Origin of the sequence: Salisediminibacterium halotolerans (assembly GCF_003814815.1) — a bacterium.
Taxonomy (GTDB): Bacteria; Bacillota; Bacilli; order Bacillales; family Salisediminibacteriaceae; genus Salisediminibacterium; species Salisediminibacterium halotolerans.
This window is the reverse complement of sequence record NZ_RKQQ01000007.1, coordinates 229,720-248,218: the sequence shown is the minus strand read 5'-3', so window position 1 is coordinate 248,218 and position 18,499 is coordinate 229,720. Positions and strand designations below refer to the sequence as shown.

Below are 18,499 nucleotides of genomic sequence, written 5' to 3'. Positions count from 1 at the left end.
AAGAAGCCATGCATCCACTCCTCCGACGCCTCCGGGAAAGCAAGCGACGAAGATCCGGATTCGGCGGTCCGAGGCCGCCGAATACTAGCTGAGTCCTTGCCCGGGGCAAGCGGAGGGTAGTGGATTCATGGCTGACATCAAAATATAGTTTGTCTGCAGTCTGAAGCGTATTAACATACGCTGGAACAACTGCGCTTTTTAAACTAAGGAAAAAATACCGTCGGCTGAATCAGACGACAAATGCGAGCGCCATTGCTAAAGCCCCGGCGATCCCGAGCTGCCAAGACGCTGTTTTTTTATTTTTTACAGCTGTCTGCCAAACAGCGACGTACAAAGCAAACATAACGAGCATAAATATTAGGCCGTCAATCAACGGTGAGATGACCGTTAAATTCGTCGTGACATTTTGATACGTCTCAAAATTAATTAGCAGGGCAGCCGTCCAGCCGAGGAGCAGGCTTAAACCGATCCAAAAAATTAATCGTTGCAATTCACATCCTCCTTTTCAGTCACAATGAACCTTGCTTGTGACAGTATAGCGAATTATATAAATGTCTGGCAACTCATGAATCACTCAGTGAACAAAGGCAATTCGACCTTCGCCGTTGTTCCTTTGCCAAGCTCAGACTCAAAGCTCATTTCCCCGTGATGCTTTTTAATGATTTCATTTACGATTGACAACCCTAGACCCGTTCCGCCTGATTGTTTCGATCGTGATTTATCCATACGGTAAAATCTTTCCGTTAACCGGTTCAATACATCTTTTGGTATCCCTTCGCCTTGATCGGCCACTTCGAACACTGCTTTATCGTGACGGGGATATAAGCGGACTGTAATGCGTTTGCCTTCTTTTCCGTAGTTTACAGCATTTTGCAGCAAATTGGTGATCACTTGTTCCAACCGTTGTTCATCACCGTTAATAATGATGTCCGGCGACAGGTCGGTATCAATTTCTATCCCTTGTTTTTCGGCAAGCACACGCATACGGTCAACAACATCGTCAATGAGCTGGGCAAACGGGATCGGCGCAGAAGACATCGGGTATAAATCTCCTTCCAGCCGGGCTAAATCAAGCAAATCGTTGACTAAACGTTCCATTCGTTCACTTTCCATTTTTATTTTATGCAATTGGGCTGTATCGACAGGCTGATTATTTTCCGCTGCTTCTAAAAGGACTTCTGAATAGCCTTTCAAATAACTGAGCGGCGTGCGCAATTCATGCGAAACATTGCCGAGAAATTCTTGTTTTTTTTGGTCTTCTTCTGCAAGCGATTGACTCATCGTATTAAAAGCGGCTGCTAAATCGCCGATCTCATCAGAAGAATTGACATCTACTTTTTGCGTGAAGTCTCCTTGCGCCCATGTTTTTGAAGCTTCGATCATTCGCTCAATCGGGTGCACCATATAGTTGACAACTTTATTTAATATGAAGACGATCAAGAGAAAAGCCCCGGCGCCGATTAAAAAAAGCACACCCTGTAAGGATTCAAACGGTGCAAACGCCGCTGTAACCGGTGTTGAGATGACAATCACATTGTCTAGGCCTTCTTCATCAATTAACGGGAGTGTTATCAGCAAATGATCATCTTCTTCGCCTGTCCGCTGCGAAACGACCGTTTGACCGTTTTGCAGCTCTGCAGCTTCACTCGTTGATAATCCGGGCTCATCCGTAAGAATCGGAATATCTTCAGGCCAGTCCCCGTTAGCGATGTTTTCAGCAGAATCTAATTCAATATCAGCAACCGCGCATTGCGACATAAAATCTGCCAGTTCATGAAACCTTGCTTTCTCCTCCTCCGTCTCGGCCTGATGATATACGGCTGCAAGATTATCTCCCCGGCCTTTGAGCTGTTCAATTTGATTGTCGACATAAAAAGATTCATATAAATAATTCGTTAGCGACACAATACCTGTAATTGTCACAAAGGAAAACAAGATGATGAATATCCACGTTTTATGCTTAAGTTTCATTTTGCTGCTCCTTTTCCAACACATACCCGACACCATATACCGTTTTAAAGTGCTCCCCGCCCTTTTTTAACTTATGTCTCAATGTTTTCATATGCGTATCTACGGTCCGGTGTCCGCCGGATGTGTAATTCATCCCCCATACTTGATCAAGGAGCTGCTCCCGGTTAAAAACCTGTTCCGGATGCGCCATAAAGAAACTGAGCAAATCAAATTCTTTTCGGGTCAGCTGAATCAGTTCTTCGTCAACAAAGACCTTTCTTGAATCATATTTTAATTGAATCGAGCCGATTTGCACTTCTTTTTCCTGCTCCTCTTCTTGAAACCGGTAATTTCTGCGGATTTGCGCTTCAATTCTCGCCAGCAATTCCCGCGGGCTGAAAGGTTTGACAATATAATCGTCAGCTCCGCGCTTCAACCCTTCGACGCGGTCGTTTTCATCCGCTCTCGCCGTAATCATAATAACCGGTATTTTCCGCTCGCTCCGAAGTTCACGCAAAGCCTCCATTCCGTCCATAACCGGCATCATAATATCCAGCAAAATTAAATCGATCTTTTCACGGTTAACTGTATCAATCATTTCCTTGCCGTTTGCAGATGTTAAAACCGTGTATCCTTCGTTCGTAATATAATCCGCTAAAAAATGAAGCATTTCTTCCTCATCGTCAGCTATTAAAATTGTGAAATCCTGGTTGCCCATTCACGTCACCCCCATAGGTATTCATAGGTTCATTATATTAGATTTCTGCCTTGCTGATTGCACATAATATAAATCTGTAGATAAATCGACAAATCTTTTTCTAACGTTTGATATTCTTCATACAACGGGTAACAGATTAGTAAATATCGCAAAGGAGGCTGCACATGGAAACAACCACAGTAAACGACGGCTATTTTGAATCGATCGGTTTTGAGGAAACCGGAAAAAAACTGCATGTCCGCTTCAGTGACGGACGATACATTGTTTATTACGAAGTAAATAATTTTGAATATGTCGGGCTGATCTCTGCCAATGACATGCGGGAATATTATGAAAACACGATTGCTAAACAGCATCCGCACAGGGTTATGCGCGAATAAATGAACGGACAGACACCGGACTTGCCGGTGGTTCAGAGTGTTGACAAAGTCATGACTTCGATCGATGTCCTATTAAAAAGAACGGATGACTGCGCATCGTCCGGCTTATTTCCTGCGGGCGAGCGCCGAGCCGCTTCGGGCTTATGCCCTGCAGGGTCTCGTTTGTCTCGCTATTCCGCGGGAAAAAGCCGGGATGCTGGGTCATCCTCTTTTTTGAAGCGAGTGTATTGATGAAAAAGAAGCCATGCATCCACTCCTTCGACGCCTCCGGGAAAGCAAGCGACGAAGATCCGGATTCGGCGGCCTCGGGCCGCCGAATACTAGCTGAGTCCTTGCCCGGGGCAAGCGGAGGGCAGTGGATTCATGGCTGACATAAAATATAGTTTGTCTACAATCTAAGACACCGGACTTGCCGGTGTCTTATTTTTATTGCTTCACCTTAAAAAAGTAATGCAAATACATCCCTCTTCCGTTAAAATGAAAGCGGAAGAACTGTGTATATCTGTAGAGGAGGGTGCAGAATGATTATCGGCGTACCGAGAGAACTTAAAAATAACGAAAGCCGGGTAGCTTTAACACCTGCAGGCGTTATGACCTTATCGCAAGCAGGCCACACAATTATTATCGAACATTCTGCCGGAGTTGACAGCGGTTTTAGTGATGACGATTATCAAGCGGCCGGAGCAATGATTTATCAGCATGCTGAAAACGTCTGGAACGAATCTGAAATGATTATGAAAGTAAAGGAACCTCTTCCGGAAGAATACTATTTGTTTCGCGAAGATCTCATTTTATTTACTTACTTGCATCTGGCAGCAGTTCCGGATTTGGCGAAAGCTTTAATAGAGAGTAAAATGACGTCGATCGCCTACGAAACAGTCGAGGAGGACGGAAATCTGCCTCTTTTGACACCGATGAGCGAAGTGGCAGGACGCATGGCTTCTCAAATCGGCGCTCAATTTCTCGAAGCTCCCAAAGGAGGCTCAGGCGTATTGTTATCCGGAGTGCCCGGTGTTAAACGCGGTAAAGTTACGATTATCGGCGGAGGCGTAGTCGGTACGAACGCCGCAAAGATCGCTATGGGGCTCGGCGCGGACGTGACGATTATGGATCTGAGCCACGACCGCCTTCGCCAGCTTGATGATATGTTCGGCACGGAAATTAATACGCTGATGAGCAACCCGCTAAACATTGCTCACGCAGTTAAAGAAGCTGATCTCGTCATCGGCGCAGTATTAATCCCCGGCGCACGTGCGCCGAGACTAATCACTGAAGAAATGATTAAAGAGATGAAACCGGGTTCCGTGATTGTCGATGTGGCGATTGATCAAGGCGGAATCGTCGATACGATCGATCATATTACAACGCATGATGATCCTATTTATAAAAAACATGATGTCGTCCACTATGCAGTGGCAAATATGCCGGGAGCTGTTCCGCGCACGTCGACACTCGCTTTAACAAATGTCACCGTGCCGTACGCATTGCATATTGCAAACTACGGCATTCATGAGGCGCTCCATCATTCGCCGTCGCTTGTGAAAGGCGTCAACACTGCAAGCGGCAACATTACGTATGAAGCGGTAGCAGAAGATCTCGGTTATGAGTTTGTTCCTGTCGAACGCTCTTTTCGTTTCTAACAATTGTTTGCCACAAAATAAGCAGGACAGAGACCGCTCTGTCCTGCTTTTGACTATTCATCATCAAGTTCATACGTTCCGTCTTCGTCGACCGAGATCCCGCCGTTCCAATAATGCACATTTTCATAACCCATTTCGGCAATGATTTCCACGACACCTCCAGCTCGTGCTCCGCTGGCACAATGAAGAACGATCTCTTCGTCTTTATCTTCCGGAAGCATCTCTTCTACGTCTTCTCCGCCGGAGCGAATTTCATCATCCGGAATATGAAGCGCTCCGTCAATCATCCCGCTGGCCACTTCATCATCGCTGCGAACATCGAGAACCGTTTCCCCGCTATCAACCAGATCATGAAATTCATCAGCTGCTATGCTTCGGTCTTTTTGACCATCTGTTACATCAAAATCTCCGACTTCTCCGGCTGTTCCGAATGTCGGCAGATCTGCATCATTCCAAAGCGGCATTCCTCCGGCAAATACTTTCACATTTGTGTACCCTTCTGCTGTTAACTGTTCAGCAATCGCATGACTCTTTCCGCAAAAGAATCCGCCGCAATACACAATGATTTCCTGGTCTTTATCAGCAGGGGCTGAGCCGTCATACTTCGTGTTAATTTGCCCGTCATCCCAAAATACAGCTGTCGGTATGTGAGATTCAAAATAACCTTCATACGTTCTTGCATCGATCAGCGTAACCGGAGTGTTGTCATCTCGTTCAACCGCCGATGCCATGATTTGCTCTTCAACATGTTTTTCATCGGTTACAAAATAATTGCCTGCTTCATTCCAAGCCGGAATTCCTTCTTGGTATACGTACGAATTTTCATACCCCAATTCCATCGCCTTCTCTGATGAATTACCGCTCAAAGCACAATGCAACCCGCCGCAATAAAATACGAGCTTCACTTCTTTGTCATCAGGAAGACGGTCTTTATATTCGTCAAACTCCCCGTCCGGAATATTGACAGCTCCGTTGATATGTCCTTTACTGTAGACGTCTTGCGGACGTGAATCAACTAATACCAAACCGTCCCATTCAGGAGGATATTCTTCATAACCCGTACGCTCCTCACTCGTAACAGCTTTTCCTTCTAAAAGCCGGGTCAATTCGTCGGTTTCAATGTAATTCCAGTCTTCATTGTAGGGCACATGATCGTCATCTTCGCCGCTCTCTTCCTCAGCTATAATATACTCAGACAGATTCTCCTCATTCTCAAACGAGACGTTTTCCTCCGCCTCTTCAGCAGATCCTGTTTGACATGAAGCGAGTAGCAGCAATAACGCGATCTGAAGTATGACTGTATATTGCAGTTTCATTTTGCTCACTCCTTTCCGTCGCAATAACATTGCGGATCCTTGGCTAAAAGATGCAGCAGCATCCGTGTTGCTTCAATATAAAAAGGGATTTCTCCCAACTCTTGAAGATTCGCATAAAATTCTTCCAGCCAGTCAAAGTGGTCCCGGTGAAACAATTTAGCTCCGTCGCTGTCCTGATCTACCAAATAGGCATAGAGTTCAAGTTCTATCGCCAAATGATCCGGCATATTTTCATATTCACGCGGAATCTCAAAACCGTACGATCCCAGCAAATGCTTTAAATGGAGCGCGCTGTCGCCCATGTAATATCCCCTGCGTCTTCCTTTCCCATCCGGTGCATTCGGATCGGTGCTCCACGGCTTGTACAATGACTCCACCGGCGGATAAAATGGTTTAACGATTCCGGAAAATGCTTTCATATATTGAGTTGTGATTGGATTATTTTCAGTATGAAGCGCCTGTAAACGGCGATCATACGCTTCAGGGGGAAGAGCCAGATACGCAGCCGTCTCACACAATTCCTTATCTGCTGCTCCGGAAGCAATCTGCTTGAGCGTATCTTTATCCGGATATTTATAGAGCTCTGCAAACAGAGTAAGCATTGAGATGTATGCTTCTTTTGCTGTCATCAATAACTCTCCCTTCCTGATTATGATTTGGCAAATTCATATGTTTCTTGCTTCTGTTCATATACGTCAGCATCATGAGACGCTGTATTTAAATCGAGCCATTTCTCGCCGATCATATAAATTAAAATGACTCCGCCGATGCCAAATCCGGCCGTTGCCCATTCAGACCAGAGAATAGAGACTTCCCGGATTCCTTGCGCCGATTCAGAGCCGAACACAACCTGCAGCGGCGCCATTTGACCGGCAAACACCATCATAACCCGCATCGCGAAAATACCTATCATTAAAGAAAGTGAAGAAAAGATTAACGCCAGGTCGCGGCGTTTTTTCATAAACACAAGCAATAAAATCGGTACGACAAAAACGAAGCCGATTTCTAAAAGCCAGTAAGGCGCTGTTAACGGCCCGCCGGCAAACAGCTGCAGCGCATCAGCATGACCCGGCATCGTGCCGTAAAGTCCGTAAATCCATTTCCAAACTGTAAAAAACAATACGACAGTCACGGTTCCGAGCAACAGCTTGGAAAAAACCGGCTGCAGCTGTTCAATCGCTTTTTTATCTGCTTTTCCGACCACATTTTTTCGGGCAAGGATGTGCGTTAAAATAACAGCTGCGGCAATACCTGATAAAAAGGCAAGGACAATAAACGAGATCGAGGTATAAGCTTCATTCCAGAACCCTCGTGCAACCGACATCCCAAAGACAGCTCCGAGCATACTTTGCGCTGCAATCGCAACAGCCAACACGATTGGACTGATAATATCGATCACTTTATGGTTGTTCTTCAATTGAAAGATAAACTCCACAATGTGCAAAACGAGGTATAGTCCGTAAAGCAATCCCATCCAAACGATCGGCGCGGCGAAATTCGGTGAAATCATAATATAAACCATTGCCAACGGATTGCCGAGCTCGACTCCGATCATGACAAATCCCATTAACAGTGCAGCAATCGAAGCTAACGTCAGCCGCCGTGACAAAAACTCAAACCGTTTAACTTTAAACACATGAGCCAACGAATTGATAAACGTAAAACCGGTACTTGTTGCTACAAAGAAGACATAAAACGCGATCAGTGAGCCCCAAGGAACATAGTTGCTCGTTCCCATCACATGTTCGCCGTTTATGAAGATGTTTATAATGCCGGCCGCACCGATTAGAACAAGCATACCGGCAATCACGATCCATACTTGACGATTAAGCATTTTTTTCACCTCACTTATTTTTTTATATACCAAATACGCGGCTTTGTGCCCATATCCGGCCGCAACTGTTCAACTTCATGCTTCGCCATTTTTTGATTAATTTCACTGTCAGGATCTTCTAAGTCGCCGAACAGGCGCACTTCGTTCATGCACGTGCTGGAACAGACAGGCTGTTTGCCCTGCTGAAGCATTTCCGGGCACCAGCGGCATTTTTCGGCTAAGCGGGCTTCGTTTAAAGCCCGGGCATCATACGGACACGCTGCCATACAAGCTTTACAGCCGGTACACTTTTGCGGATCAAATCCGACAATGCCGTCCTCTTGCTGAAACGTTGCCATCGTTGAACAAACGTTCACACAGGGAGCATCGTCACAGTGCATACACTGGACTGGTACAATATCCATCGCACAGTTTGGAAACGATCCGCGTTCGACAAATTCCAGCCGATTGTAATCGACTTCTTCTTCAAGTTCATTGTATTGTGAACAGGCTATGCTGCACGCATGGCAGCCTGTACACTTTGTGGCATCGATAAGAAGGCCGTATTGAGCCATTAGGATACACCGCCTTTCGCTACTTTCACGATCACTTCTTGCGACATCGTTGTTCCTGAATACGGTTCAACCATCACCGGAATAAAATCATTGTAATTAACGCCGAGGTTATAAGCCGTTTCAAGCCGATCTGAAAATCCTCCGTAAGCTGAGGAGATCCATACGCAATCAGGATGAATAAGCTCTGTCACTTTGACGTCAATCTCTTTTTCTGTCATATCAGATGACACTGTGACGATATCTCCGTCGTTAATCCCCAATTTTTGCGCTTTTTTCGTGTTCATCCACATTGCTGTGCCGTTATATTTTTTCGTCAGTTTGATCAAATCCGGATTATTGCTCGTAACATGGTGTGAATGATAAGGCTGCTTTCCGTGAATTAACCGGAATTCATCATCGGCAGAAGGATCGGGCATCACTTTAGGTTCGATCCAAGTCGGAATACCCGCTTTACCGTCTGCCCGGAATTTATCCGCTGAAAATTCAATTTTCCCTGTGCTGGTCGCTAAATTTGGGTTTCCTGACGGACAAAGCGGAAAAGAAGCTTCAACCTTGTTCGTTTGTAATTCAACAGTCCCCTTTTCTTTCAGCTCCTCAGCAGATAAACCCGTCGGTTCAAGCATTGCTTCAATTTCATCATCGAGGGAATAATCGTATAATTCCCCCATTCCCATCTCTGTCGTTATTCCCTGCATAATCTCCCTGAGCGGCTTCGTATCATGAAGCGGCTCTGTCACTTGTTGGCGCAGGGAGATCTGCGGGTAATCATGGGAAATATGCCCTGAGACAGCTTGCGGGACTTCAGTACGCTCAAGGTAATAGCTTTCCGGCAAAATATAATCTGCCGTATACACACTCGTTTCATTCCAATCAATATTAATCGACACGACAAGGTCCGCATTTTTAATCTTTTTTTGGTATTCAGGATCCGGCGCTGTTCTTAACGGATTAAAATGATAAATAAACGCTGCTTTAATCCGGCCTTTTTCGATCATATCCGGCACCGTCTGGGCAATTCCCCGCGAAGCTTCGACCGTATAGTGCTCTCCTGCTACACCGGCTCCGTCAGCCCGGGGACCTTTCTCTTCTTCGCTCCAGCCGTCGTGCTCAAATGTTCCAAATTCCGGATCAGCACTCGGCATCAAACCGCCGCGCTTATAAAAATTTCCTAACAACGCATTTACAACAATGCCCATTTGCGCTGTTTGTGTACTGTTGACGTAATGACAGTGCAGACCGTGCCAGCCCGGCTCGATAAACGCTTCCGGAGCATTGGCAGCGAGATCATGCGCAACTTCACGAATCTTCTCAGCAGGAATACCGGTAATCTCTTCCGCCCATTCAGGCGACTTATCTTTATTTTCCCGCCAAAACTCAGCAAAATTTTCGACATAACCGTTAACGAAATCTTTATCATACTTCTCTTCTGTAATTAACACATGCGCTAACGCGAGCCGGAAAGCAAGGTCTGTCCCCGGTTTAATCGGAATCCAATCATCAGCAATCTTGGCAATTTCCGAATGTTTCGGATCGATCACGACGATTTTTGCGCCGTTCTCTTTTGCTTTTGTAATCTGATTCATCCCGTGCGGAATAATCGCCCCTGCAAAATTTCTGCCTTCAAAAATCATATACTTGGCATTCTCGTGGTCACCGTTAAGCGTTGTTCCGACCATTTCTGCCCACGCATTCGTCTTTGAGGAAAAGCAAGTGGAGTAGTGCGTCACATAATTGGAAGAACCGATTTTATCCAATAACGGATTGGCATAACGCTGTCCGCGCACACCGTGTTCCAGCCAGAGAAAACTGTTTCCCCCGTGCTCATCAATCGTTTCGGTCAGTTTTTCGCCAATTTCTTTATACGCTTGTTCCCATGAGATCGGTTCAAATTCATCATTCGCGTTTCTTTTCATCGGTCCTTGGACCCGCCCTTTATTGTACATATCAGCTGCCATTCCGTGGCCCCGGGCACAAATTCTTCCGCGGGATTTCAAGTGGACTGGGTGCCCTTCGACCCGCCAAACGCGATCATTTTTCACATGCACATAAACACCGCACATACTGGAGCAGCCGTTGCATGTAGTCGGGATTTTATAGCCTTCCTCTTCCTCGGCAGCTTCTTTGTAGTCAGCGAATGACATTTTCAAAGGAACCGACGCTGCCGCTGCAGTTACAGCACTGGCTTTTAAGAAGCTTCTTCTTTTCATCTTCGGCATCATCTATTTCTCCTTTCATCAGCTGCATCCAGCTTCATCTTCTTCAGCATCCGGATCATACTGTAACGGCTGGACAGGATATGTTCTTGTTTCAGTGAAGTCAAATTGATCTTCCCCGAGAAGGGTTTCATCATCAGTCCATATACTCATGCCAAACATCATCGGTACAGCTTCGATATTTAAGTGATTTAACGCGCGGGAAACTTGACTGGCATCGTGACCGTTGTAACCGATAATGACTGCCTGCCTGTCCGGATCAACATCGCTTAATCGGTCGTCTGTAAACAGCGTATGATAAGGAATATTCACCGCTCCTTCGATATGCCCGGCCTCATAATGATCCTCGCTTCGTATATCAATCAATTGATGTTCGTCCAAATTTGTTTCATCAACGATCTCCTTCACTTCCGGAGCCGGGATCACATTTGCAAGTTCCGCTTCTAAAAAGGAAGCTGACTGACTTAAGATCACTTCTTCAATCGCAAGGTCGTCTTCGTACATGATGCTGCTGTGTTGATAGTTCCCTTCTGCTTCATAACCGTCTGTTACCGTTGGAAAGCCGAAATCTTCTGCAGGAATATCGGCTCCGTGTTCTTCATCTGAAGTATAACCGCCCATGCCGTACTGCAACGGTTTGGCATCGTAACCGAGCGTATTCAATGTGCCGGCAAACTGACTTGCGGTATGTCCCGAAAAGCATACGACAGTCAGCGGACGGTCTTTCGGCAGCTGCATCATTTGTTCATAATTTCCGGATTGTCCAAACGGAATATTGACAGATCCGGGGATATTCCCTTCTGTAAACGCTGCCAAATCGCGCACATCTACGATAAGTTCGTCCGTTTCATCTTCGCGGTCAAAAATATGCTGATCGTAAAGCTCTTCTGGCGTCACTGTTTCAAATTCTGTCTCGCTGAAATAACTGTCTGCCTCTTGACGAATTTCGTTAAACCAATCTTGTTCCTTCGTTTCATTTTCGGCATTTTCGTTGACAGCGCTATCATTTTCTTCTGAAGCGGCGATCTCTTCCGAACCGTATTGCTCTCCGCATCCGGCCGTCAACATTATACATGCTGCGACAGCGGCAATTCCCCATTCCCTGTTCATACGTTTGCCCCCTCTGCTAGAAAAGTTCATTTTCCTGGTTACTTTTAGAATATGAAACAAAAGTGAAATCATCATGAAATCGCGCAAAGCATTTTGTGAACACTTAAACAACACTTAACGGAAATTTTTTGGCAAAAAAAAAGAAAGGCGCTGCCGTTCAGCGCCTTTCTTAACAGCTGGTTTGTCGCTTACAGTCCGTACCCGAAATAGAGGACGGCCGCTAAAGCAATCACAAATTGCCCCCACCAGATCGGTTTTTGCTTTGCAGTGAGCAGCCCTTTGGACATTTTTGTCGAGGTCATTTCCATAACAAAAATCAGCCAGACAGCCAATATTGCTTTGACAGCATTAGCCCACCAAAAATTCATAAACAGCATGATACCGCCGGTAACAAGCAGCAGCACATACATAAGACGAAGCGACATTTGCATGATTTTCGCCGGTTTAGGTTTGCCGTTTGAAATAAAAACCGCGATCAAGCCGAATAAGACAACCGCAATCAGCCAAAACAGGCTGTGCGAATGCAGAAAGAGCGAATAATTCATTCCGTTGTTCCTCCTTTTATGTATAACAAACTACACCATAGTATAGCCTGTTATCCCATAAATTCTCAACCGAAAAGACTTTATTCGTTCAGATCCAACTGCATCCCTTCGACCTCATAAACAATGGACTCGGAAATATTCGTGCAGTAATCAGCAATCCGCTCTAAAAATCGGGCAATGAAGGCATACTGCATTAAACTTTCCAGCGAGAGATCAGCATTGTTTACAGACGACTCCTGGAACAGGCTGCGAATGTAGGCTGCGTATCGTGAATCGATCTCATCATCCTTGTCTGCTGCATGGTTTGCTTGTGAAATATCGGATTCAACGTAAGCGGAGCGCGTAAATTCCAGCATAGCACTGACCTCTTCAAAAAGAACAGCCAGCTCGTTTCGATATGTTTTGGAAACGGTCTCGATACGCATGCCTGCTTTGGCAATATCAACCGCCAAATCGCCGATCCGCTCCAAATCATTGGTAATTCGAAGTCCTGCCAATATTTTGCGGAGGTCCGACGCGACCGGCTGCTGTTTGGCGATTAATAACGTCGCTTTCTCATTGACTTCAAGTTCGAGCTCATTCACGTTTTCATCGTATTCGATTAATTCAAATAATCTCGCTTCGTCTTCACGGTAAAGAGCCGACCAGATCTCTTTCAGCTGCACTGAAACGGTATCGGCAATTAAGACGATATCATTTTTCAGTTGCGCCATTTCTTCTTCAAACACGGTTCGTCCAGTCATCTCTTTCGCTCCTTTCGCTTAGCCGAATCGGCCGGTAATATAGTCGTCCGTTTCATTGTTGGCCGGATTGGAGAAAATCTTGTTGGTACGGTAAAATGCAGGAATTATGTAAAAAATGTAAAGAAGCTGCCGGATGTACCGGCAGCTTCTCTTAATCAGTCGAATATTAATTCTTTTTGTATTTCTGAAGCGAGCGAAACCGGACCGCTGAATTCTTCTTCAGCTTCATGCAGAAGCTGTTGATGATCGCCGAAATGCGGGAGGTGGCTGAGGATTAATTCACCCGCTCCGGCAATCCGCGCAAGTTTCCCTGCTTCTAAACTCGTCATATGCCCAAACGAGGCAGCATCCTGCCGATTGTAAAAACTTGTTTCAGCGATCAGAATAGAGCAGTTTTCTGCAAAAGCAGCGATATCGGTTGAAAAAGCCGTGTCTGCTGTATAAACGATCGACTGCTGTGAAGCTGTCGACGTTATTTTCATTGCATAGCAGGAAACCGGGTGTTTCGTCCGTTGAAACTGAAATTTAAACGGACCGATCGTTAACGTTTCGTCTTTATGGTACGTATCAACTTTCGTTCCTTTTCGCGAATAATCTGTCAGATTTTCCGTTTCATCATCAGAGGCGTAAATCCGCAGCGGTGCTGCTGTATTCCCTAGCGCCTGATCAACAGCCCGGCTGTACGTGAGCACGCCGAGATCGGCAATATGGTCATGATGGAAATGACTGATAACTGCCGCATCAATTTCATTCAGCCCGATATAGCGCTGCAATTGCGCTGCTGCCCCGCTGCCGGCATCGATTAATACTCGGACGCCGTCTTCTTCCAGCAAGTAGCAGCTCGTCGCAGATTGCTGTCCGGGGTAAGCGCCCCAATAGCCGATGATTCTTAACCGCAATTATTATCCCCCTTTTCATCTGCCGGAAAATAAATCCCGGCGGACATGCGTGCTTCCGTCAGCATCTCCATTACTGTCAGCGAATGAGCTGTCAGCTCGTCATAACGCTTGATATCTTTACTGTTCATGATTGTTTGAAAAGCGCGTAATTCATCGATCAGCAAATTGTCTTCTGTTTGCTTATTTATTGTCGACATCTTGCCGTTTTGATGCAGATGAATCCGTTCACAGCCGTTCACGCCGTTCTCAACATGAATCCACCCGCGGTCTCCTTGAATCAAGGCAAAATTCAAACCGGCACAATCTTTTGCTCCGGTGCATTCAGCCGTCAAACCGCTGTAACGCATGACAGCAATTCCGGAAGTATCAATGCCGTTTGCTGCCCGATTGGCTGTATACGTAATCTCTTCCGGCTTGTTAAACAGACCGGCGATAAAATGAAAATTGTACGTATTGATATCCTGCAGAGCGCCGCCGGCAAACTGCGGATTAAATACATTCGGGATCTCGCCGGCTTTAAATTTGTCATAACGGCTTGAATACTGACTGTAATTGCATTGAACCAGCTTAATATCGCCTATTTCAGCTAACATTTCGCTAATCGCGCGGTAATTGGGCAAATGAATCGTCGTAATCGCTTCAAATAGATAAACACCTTGTTCAGCGGCTTTTTTTATCATCTTTTTAGCTTCGGAAACATTTGCAGCGAGCGGTTTTTCGCAGATTACATGTTTGCCGGCTTCCATCATGCTGAGGGCCTGTTCAGCGTGTAAACTGTTCGGCGACGCAATATACACTAAATCGATCTCCCCGTCCTGAGCAAGAGAGGCCAAAGATGTATGAATCGCAGCGATCGCAAATTTATCAGCCAGCGGCTCAGCTTTTTCGCGGCTGCGAGAATAAAGCGCCCGGCACTCCCAGCTGTCGATGGCTTGCAGTGCCGCTAAAAATCGCTCGACAATAAATCCGGTTCCTATTGCAGCAACGCGCATCATCTCACGCTCCTTTATGTTTCGCCTTTGTATTGGCAGGGAATGGTCCTTTCAACTGTACCAAAAGTTTACACATACCGAAAGGAGCTCTTCTATGTCAACAAAAGACAACCGCCAAGCTCCTGAAAGACAGCCTGTGCAAAAAATATTGCTTCTTATCGGGCTGACGCTTTTTGTCTCATTATTATTACACTTGTACGTGGCTGCCGATCTGACTCATCTGCTTCTTCTTATTCTCGGGTTTGCGATCGGCTACACGCTTCTTCATGCCCGGTTTGGTTTTTCATCTGTCTACCGTCAAATTGTCGAAGACGGAAATACAGAAATGCTCCGCACCCATCTTGTCATGCTCGGTCTCGCTGCGGTCTTATTTGCACCGATCTTAATGTTTGGTTTGGCTTTAGGCGAAACTGTTCCCGAAGGTGCTGTTGCCCCGCTTAGTATCGGTCTTGTCTTCGGCTCATTTTTATTCGGATTCGGTATGGAGATCGGCAGCGGTCTTGCGCCGGCAGCATTGTACCGGATGGAAGGAGCCCGCACTGCACTGATACTGACGTTGGCCGGTTTTTTAACCGGAGCCGGTTTCGGCGGTTATCATTTCGGCTTTTGGAATGAGCGGCTTCCGGCGATACGGCCGTATTCGATTGCCGAAGATACGCCGTTAGGTTATCCCGGGGCGCTGATTTTGTTGCTGGGCTTTTTCGCGATCGTCGCTTTTGTCTCTTATTCCTATAAAAAAAGAAAGCGCCCGCCTGCCCTGCCGCCAATGCCGACAGCGGTGAAATGGCGTAAAATTCTTTACGGCACGTGGCCGCTTTTTACAGGCGCTGCCGTTTTAGCTCTGTTAAATGCGCTCGTGTTTTACGTGCAAGGAGCGCCTTGGAAACTGACCGCTTCGTTTACACTCTGGGCAGGCAAAATGATTGAGACGCTTGGGATCGATGTCAGCGGCTGGGAGTACTGGAGTGCTCAAGGAGAGATCCCCGCGTTAGTTAATCCGCTTTTCACTGATACAAGAACGATACTGAACATCGGCGTGATGCTCGGCGCGTTCGTTACGTTAAGCTTATCCGGCCTGGTTCGTTTTCAAAAGGCGCCTTTGCATCTATGTATCAAGGCGCTCGCCGGCGGTATATTAATGGGTTACGGGGCGACGATTTCATTTGGCGCCAACGTCGGCGCATATTTTAGCGGCATTGCATCGTTTAGTGCGCACGCGTGGATATGGACGCTGATGGCGATCGCCGGTGTGTACACGGCCTATTATTTAGAAACACAGTTCGATCTGACCCGTTCGCAAAAATGATAATCAGTCTTTTTCTACCGACGGCTTCAGCGGAACGAATAAAACGTATTCGATCGTTTCGATCGTCAAGTTGCTGTTATCATCTTTGTCTATTTGCTGCAGCTTCTGCATCCTCCGGGTTCCGATCGGTATGATCATTCGTCCTCCCGGAGCAATCTGACTGATCAACGTTTCTGGAATATGTTCAGACGCAGCCGTTACAATAATGCGGTCGTAAGGTGCCTTTTCTTTATAACCTTTCGAGCCGTCCGCATAGATCGGAAAGACATTCTCATAACCGAATTTCGCAAAGCGTTTTTTCGCCTTCTGATACAAAGCTTCAATCCGTTCAACTGTATAAAGCTCTTTTACAAACGGCGCAATCATCGCCGTTTGGTATCCGGAGCCTGTACCGATCTCAAGCACGCGCTGAGAAGGATGCAGATCAAGCGCCAGCGTCATATTCAATACAAGCGTCGGCTGAGAAATCGTTTGACCGTGGCCAATCGACAGAGGAATGTCATTTGCCGCCAATTCCTGATCCTTTTCCATAAATAACCGGCGATCTAACTGCTGAAAATGCTCACGAATCTGTTTGCTCATCTCATGTCCTCCCTCTTATAAAAACGGCAGTCCTTCAACATGAAGAACTGCCGTCCGACTTATCGTTCTGACTTTGAAACACGCGCCCGCTGGCCGTCCAGTGTCATCTCTTTATCTGTGCGATCATCGATTTTGATCGATGTCACGACCCTTTTAGCTGACTTTTCCATCTCATTAATATGAATGACTTGAGCGACATCCATCAGTTTATCAATATCTCCTTTAATAATCGTCGACGTCGGCGTCACTTGATAATCCAAACCGTTTTGTTCGATAATGGAAAGAGCTTGCTGAATGTCGCTGCTGAAACTTTCTGTGTCAGTTCCAACCGGGACAACACTGATCTCCATTAAAGCCATTATTAGCCTCCTCAAAATTTGTTAAAATTTTTCCTGTTCTTTTCTTTAACCGCAAATTCGCATTCTTAAACAGGGACAGAAGAATCAATCTAGTTTCATTCAGTCCCGGCGTTCAGCATAAAAAGATATTTATGGAGGGATCCGTTGTGTTTGCTTTTATTCATGAAGGAACGAAAGGCCTTGAAGGTACGAGAGTTGATGAGATTGAAACGGAACAATTAAACAGCCGCGACGTTCAAGTAAAAATCAAAACAGCCGGTTTAAACCATCGTGATCTGTTCGTCTTACAGCTGCACGATTCGCATGCCGGGCCGTTGATCGTCGGCTCTGACGCTGCCGGGATCGTTGAAGATACCGGTGACGATGTAAGCCGGGTCAAGGTCGGCGATGAAGTTGTGATTAATCCGAGTATGCGCTGGTTTGAGAAAAGCGACGCTCCGCCTGACGATTTCCGGGTGCTCGGACTTCCCGACCACGGTACCTTCGCCGAAACGATTACGATCAGTGAAGACCAGCTCGAACCAAAACCTGCTCATCTGACGTGGGAAGAAGCCGGGGTATTATCGCTTGCCGCCCTTACTGCTTTTCGGGCCCTTTTCACCCGTTCGAATCTTCAAGCCGGTGAAACCGTTTTTCTTCCCGGTGTCGGCAGCGGTGCTGTCACATTTATGGTGCAATTTGCCAAAGTTGCCGGCGCGCGCGTAATTGCAAGCTCCCGCTCTGCTGAAAAACGTGAAGAAGCGCTGAAACTCGGCGCCGACCGTGTCATTGATTCAAACAGCGATTGGGCCGATGTTTTAAAAGACGAGACGATTGATGTAGCTGTTGAGACCGTCGGAGCCGCAACCTTCAATAAAACGCTCGCCGTTCTCCGTAAAGGCGGAACAATGACGACATTCGGTGCCTCCGCCGGTGATAAAGTTGAACTCGATATTCGGGCATTTTTCTACGGCCAATATAATCTGCTCGGCACAACGATGGGAAGCCGGGATGAACTGCAGGAGATGCTCGCGTTTATTGAACGGCACGAGATTCGGCCGGTAATGGATACATCGTTCCCGCTTGACGAGGCTCATAAAGCTTTCAAGCGGCTTGAAGAAGCGAAACAGTTCGGCAAGATCAGCTTAAATATTTCAAAATAACATGAAAACACGTAGCGCAACGTAACTCAAACTGACCGATTACGGATAATCCGAGCGGCGACATCATTTGATGTCGCCGCTTAAGATTGTAGACAAATTATTATTTTGACGTAAGCCATGAATCCACTACCCTCCGCTTGCCCCGGGCAAGGACTCAGCTAGTATTCGGCGGCCCGTGGCCGCCGAATCCGGATCTTCGTCTCTTGCTTTCCCGGA

Annotated in this window: 20 protein-coding genes; 5 read left to right on the top strand and 15 right to left on the bottom strand. The window is 46.4% G+C overall.

The window, feature by feature from the left end:
• Window positions 1–229: 229 nt before the first annotated feature.
• From EDD67_RS13320 to EDD67_RS13310, 3 genes are all read right to left on the bottom strand, one after another.
• Entirely contained in the window at window positions 230–490 is a 261-nt protein-coding gene (locus tag EDD67_RS13320; protein ID WP_121438563.1) for a hypothetical protein, read from the bottom strand.
• A gap of 80 nt (window positions 491–570) precedes the next feature.
• Entirely contained in the window at window positions 571–1,971 is a 1,401-nt protein-coding gene (locus EDD67_RS13315) for a sensor histidine kinase (protein WP_158638112.1), read from the bottom strand.
• A complete protein-coding gene (locus tag EDD67_RS13310) occupies window positions 1,961–2,668 on the bottom strand; it encodes a response regulator transcription factor (RefSeq protein ID WP_121438565.1) in 708 nt (235 codons plus the stop codon). Before EDD67_RS13310 ends, EDD67_RS13315 begins: the two co-directional genes overlap by 11 nt.
• A 164-nt stretch (window positions 2,669–2,832) precedes the next feature.
• Between EDD67_RS13310 and EDD67_RS13305 the strand changes: the two genes are divergently transcribed.
• From EDD67_RS13305 to ald, 3 genes are all read left to right on the top strand, one after another.
• Window positions 2,833–3,048 carry a KTSC domain-containing protein gene (locus EDD67_RS13305; protein ID WP_121438566.1) on the top strand — a complete coding sequence of 72 codons (216 nt, stop codon included), beginning with the start codon at window positions 2,833–2,835 and terminating at the stop codon, window positions 3,046–3,048.
• A gap of 85 nt (window positions 3,049–3,133) precedes the next feature.
• Complete coding sequence (locus tag EDD67_RS14175) at window positions 3,134–3,265, top strand: hypothetical protein (protein WP_280524550.1); 132 nt, start codon at window positions 3,134–3,136, stop codon at window positions 3,263–3,265.
• A 304-nt stretch (window positions 3,266–3,569) separates the two neighbouring features.
• Window positions 3,570–4,688, top strand: a complete 1,119-nt coding sequence (ald, locus tag EDD67_RS13300) for an alanine dehydrogenase (RefSeq protein ID WP_121438567.1) — start codon at window positions 3,570–3,572, stop codon at window positions 4,686–4,688.
• A 53-nt stretch (window positions 4,689–4,741) separates the two neighbouring features.
• Here ald and EDD67_RS13295 read toward each other — a convergent pair whose 3' ends face one another.
• From EDD67_RS13295 to EDD67_RS13250, 10 genes are all read right to left on the bottom strand, one after another.
• On the bottom strand, window positions 4,742–6,004 hold the full coding sequence (locus EDD67_RS13295; RefSeq protein ID WP_154718727.1) for a rhodanese-like domain-containing protein: 1,263 nt from the start codon (window positions 6,002–6,004) through the stop codon (window positions 4,742–4,744).
• 5 nt (window positions 6,005–6,009) lie between these two features.
• Window positions 6,010–6,633 (bottom strand): TorD/DmsD family molecular chaperone, encoded by a 624-nt coding sequence (locus tag EDD67_RS13290; RefSeq protein ID WP_121438569.1) that lies wholly within the window; start codon window positions 6,631–6,633, stop codon window positions 6,010–6,012.
• A gap of 20 nt (window positions 6,634–6,653) precedes the next feature.
• Window positions 6,654–7,838 carry a respiratory selenite reductase subunit SrrC gene (gene srrC / locus EDD67_RS13285; RefSeq protein WP_121438570.1) on the bottom strand — a complete coding sequence of 395 codons (1,185 nt, stop codon included), beginning with the start codon at window positions 7,836–7,838 and terminating at the stop codon, window positions 6,654–6,656.
• Window positions 7,839–7,852: 14 nt separating this feature from the next.
• The gene (srrB, locus tag EDD67_RS13280; RefSeq protein ID WP_121438571.1) at window positions 7,853–8,392 is read right to left on the bottom strand and encodes a respiratory selenite reductase subunit SrrB; all 540 of its coding nucleotides are present in this window, start codon (window positions 8,390–8,392) and stop codon (window positions 7,853–7,855) included.
• The gene (srrA, locus tag EDD67_RS13275; protein WP_121438572.1) at window positions 8,392–10,608 is read right to left on the bottom strand and encodes a respiratory selenite reductase catalytic subunit SrrA; all 2,217 of its coding nucleotides are present in this window, start codon (window positions 10,606–10,608) and stop codon (window positions 8,392–8,394) included. The genes srrB and srrA overlap by 1 nt, the downstream gene beginning before the upstream one ends.
• An 18-nt stretch (window positions 10,609–10,626) precedes the next feature.
• On the bottom strand, window positions 10,627–11,715 hold the full coding sequence (locus EDD67_RS13270) for a rhodanese-like domain-containing protein (protein WP_158638114.1): 1,089 nt from the start codon (window positions 11,713–11,715) through the stop codon (window positions 10,627–10,629).
• Between the two features lie 188 nt (window positions 11,716–11,903).
• A complete protein-coding gene (locus tag EDD67_RS13265; protein ID WP_121438574.1) occupies window positions 11,904–12,260 on the bottom strand; it encodes a YisL family protein in 357 nt (118 codons plus the stop codon).
• A gap of 80 nt (window positions 12,261–12,340) precedes the next feature.
• Window positions 12,341–13,003, bottom strand: coding sequence for a phosphate signaling complex protein PhoU (gene phoU / locus EDD67_RS13260; protein ID WP_121438575.1), 663 nt, complete (start codon window positions 13,001–13,003; stop codon window positions 12,341–12,343).
• A 155-nt stretch (window positions 13,004–13,158) separates the two neighbouring features.
• Entirely contained in the window at window positions 13,159–13,902 is a 744-nt protein-coding gene (locus EDD67_RS13255; RefSeq protein ID WP_121438576.1) for an MBL fold metallo-hydrolase, read from the bottom strand.
• Window positions 13,893–14,894 carry a Gfo/Idh/MocA family protein gene (locus tag EDD67_RS13250; protein WP_121438577.1) on the bottom strand — a complete coding sequence of 334 codons (1,002 nt, stop codon included), beginning with the start codon at window positions 14,892–14,894 and terminating at the stop codon, window positions 13,893–13,895. The genes EDD67_RS13255 and EDD67_RS13250 overlap by 10 nt, the downstream gene beginning before the upstream one ends.
• 94 nt (window positions 14,895–14,988) lie before the next feature.
• On the opposite strand from EDD67_RS13250, the gene EDD67_RS13245 reads away from it, so the two are divergent.
• Window positions 14,989–16,200 carry a YeeE/YedE family protein gene (locus EDD67_RS13245; protein WP_121438578.1) on the top strand — a complete coding sequence of 404 codons (1,212 nt, stop codon included), beginning with the start codon at window positions 14,989–14,991 and terminating at the stop codon, window positions 16,198–16,200.
• A 3-nt stretch (window positions 16,201–16,203) separates the two neighbouring features.
• On the opposite strand, the gene EDD67_RS13240 is transcribed toward EDD67_RS13245, so the two are convergent.
• Both EDD67_RS13240 and EDD67_RS13235 read right to left on the bottom strand, forming a co-directional pair.
• Window positions 16,204–16,782, bottom strand: coding sequence for a protein-L-isoaspartate(D-aspartate) O-methyltransferase (locus EDD67_RS13240; RefSeq protein ID WP_121438579.1), 579 nt, complete (start codon window positions 16,780–16,782; stop codon window positions 16,204–16,206).
• A gap of 59 nt (window positions 16,783–16,841) precedes the next feature.
• Window positions 16,842–17,141 (bottom strand): MTH1187 family thiamine-binding protein, encoded by a 300-nt coding sequence (locus tag EDD67_RS13235; RefSeq protein WP_093072950.1) that lies wholly within the window; start codon window positions 17,139–17,141, stop codon window positions 16,842–16,844.
• A gap of 146 nt (window positions 17,142–17,287) precedes the next feature.
• On the opposite strand from EDD67_RS13235, the gene EDD67_RS13230 reads away from it, so the two are divergent.
• Window positions 17,288–18,283, top strand: a complete 996-nt coding sequence (locus EDD67_RS13230) for a zinc-binding dehydrogenase (RefSeq protein WP_121438580.1) — start codon at window positions 17,288–17,290, stop codon at window positions 18,281–18,283.
• Window positions 18,284–18,499: the final 216 nt, after the last annotated feature.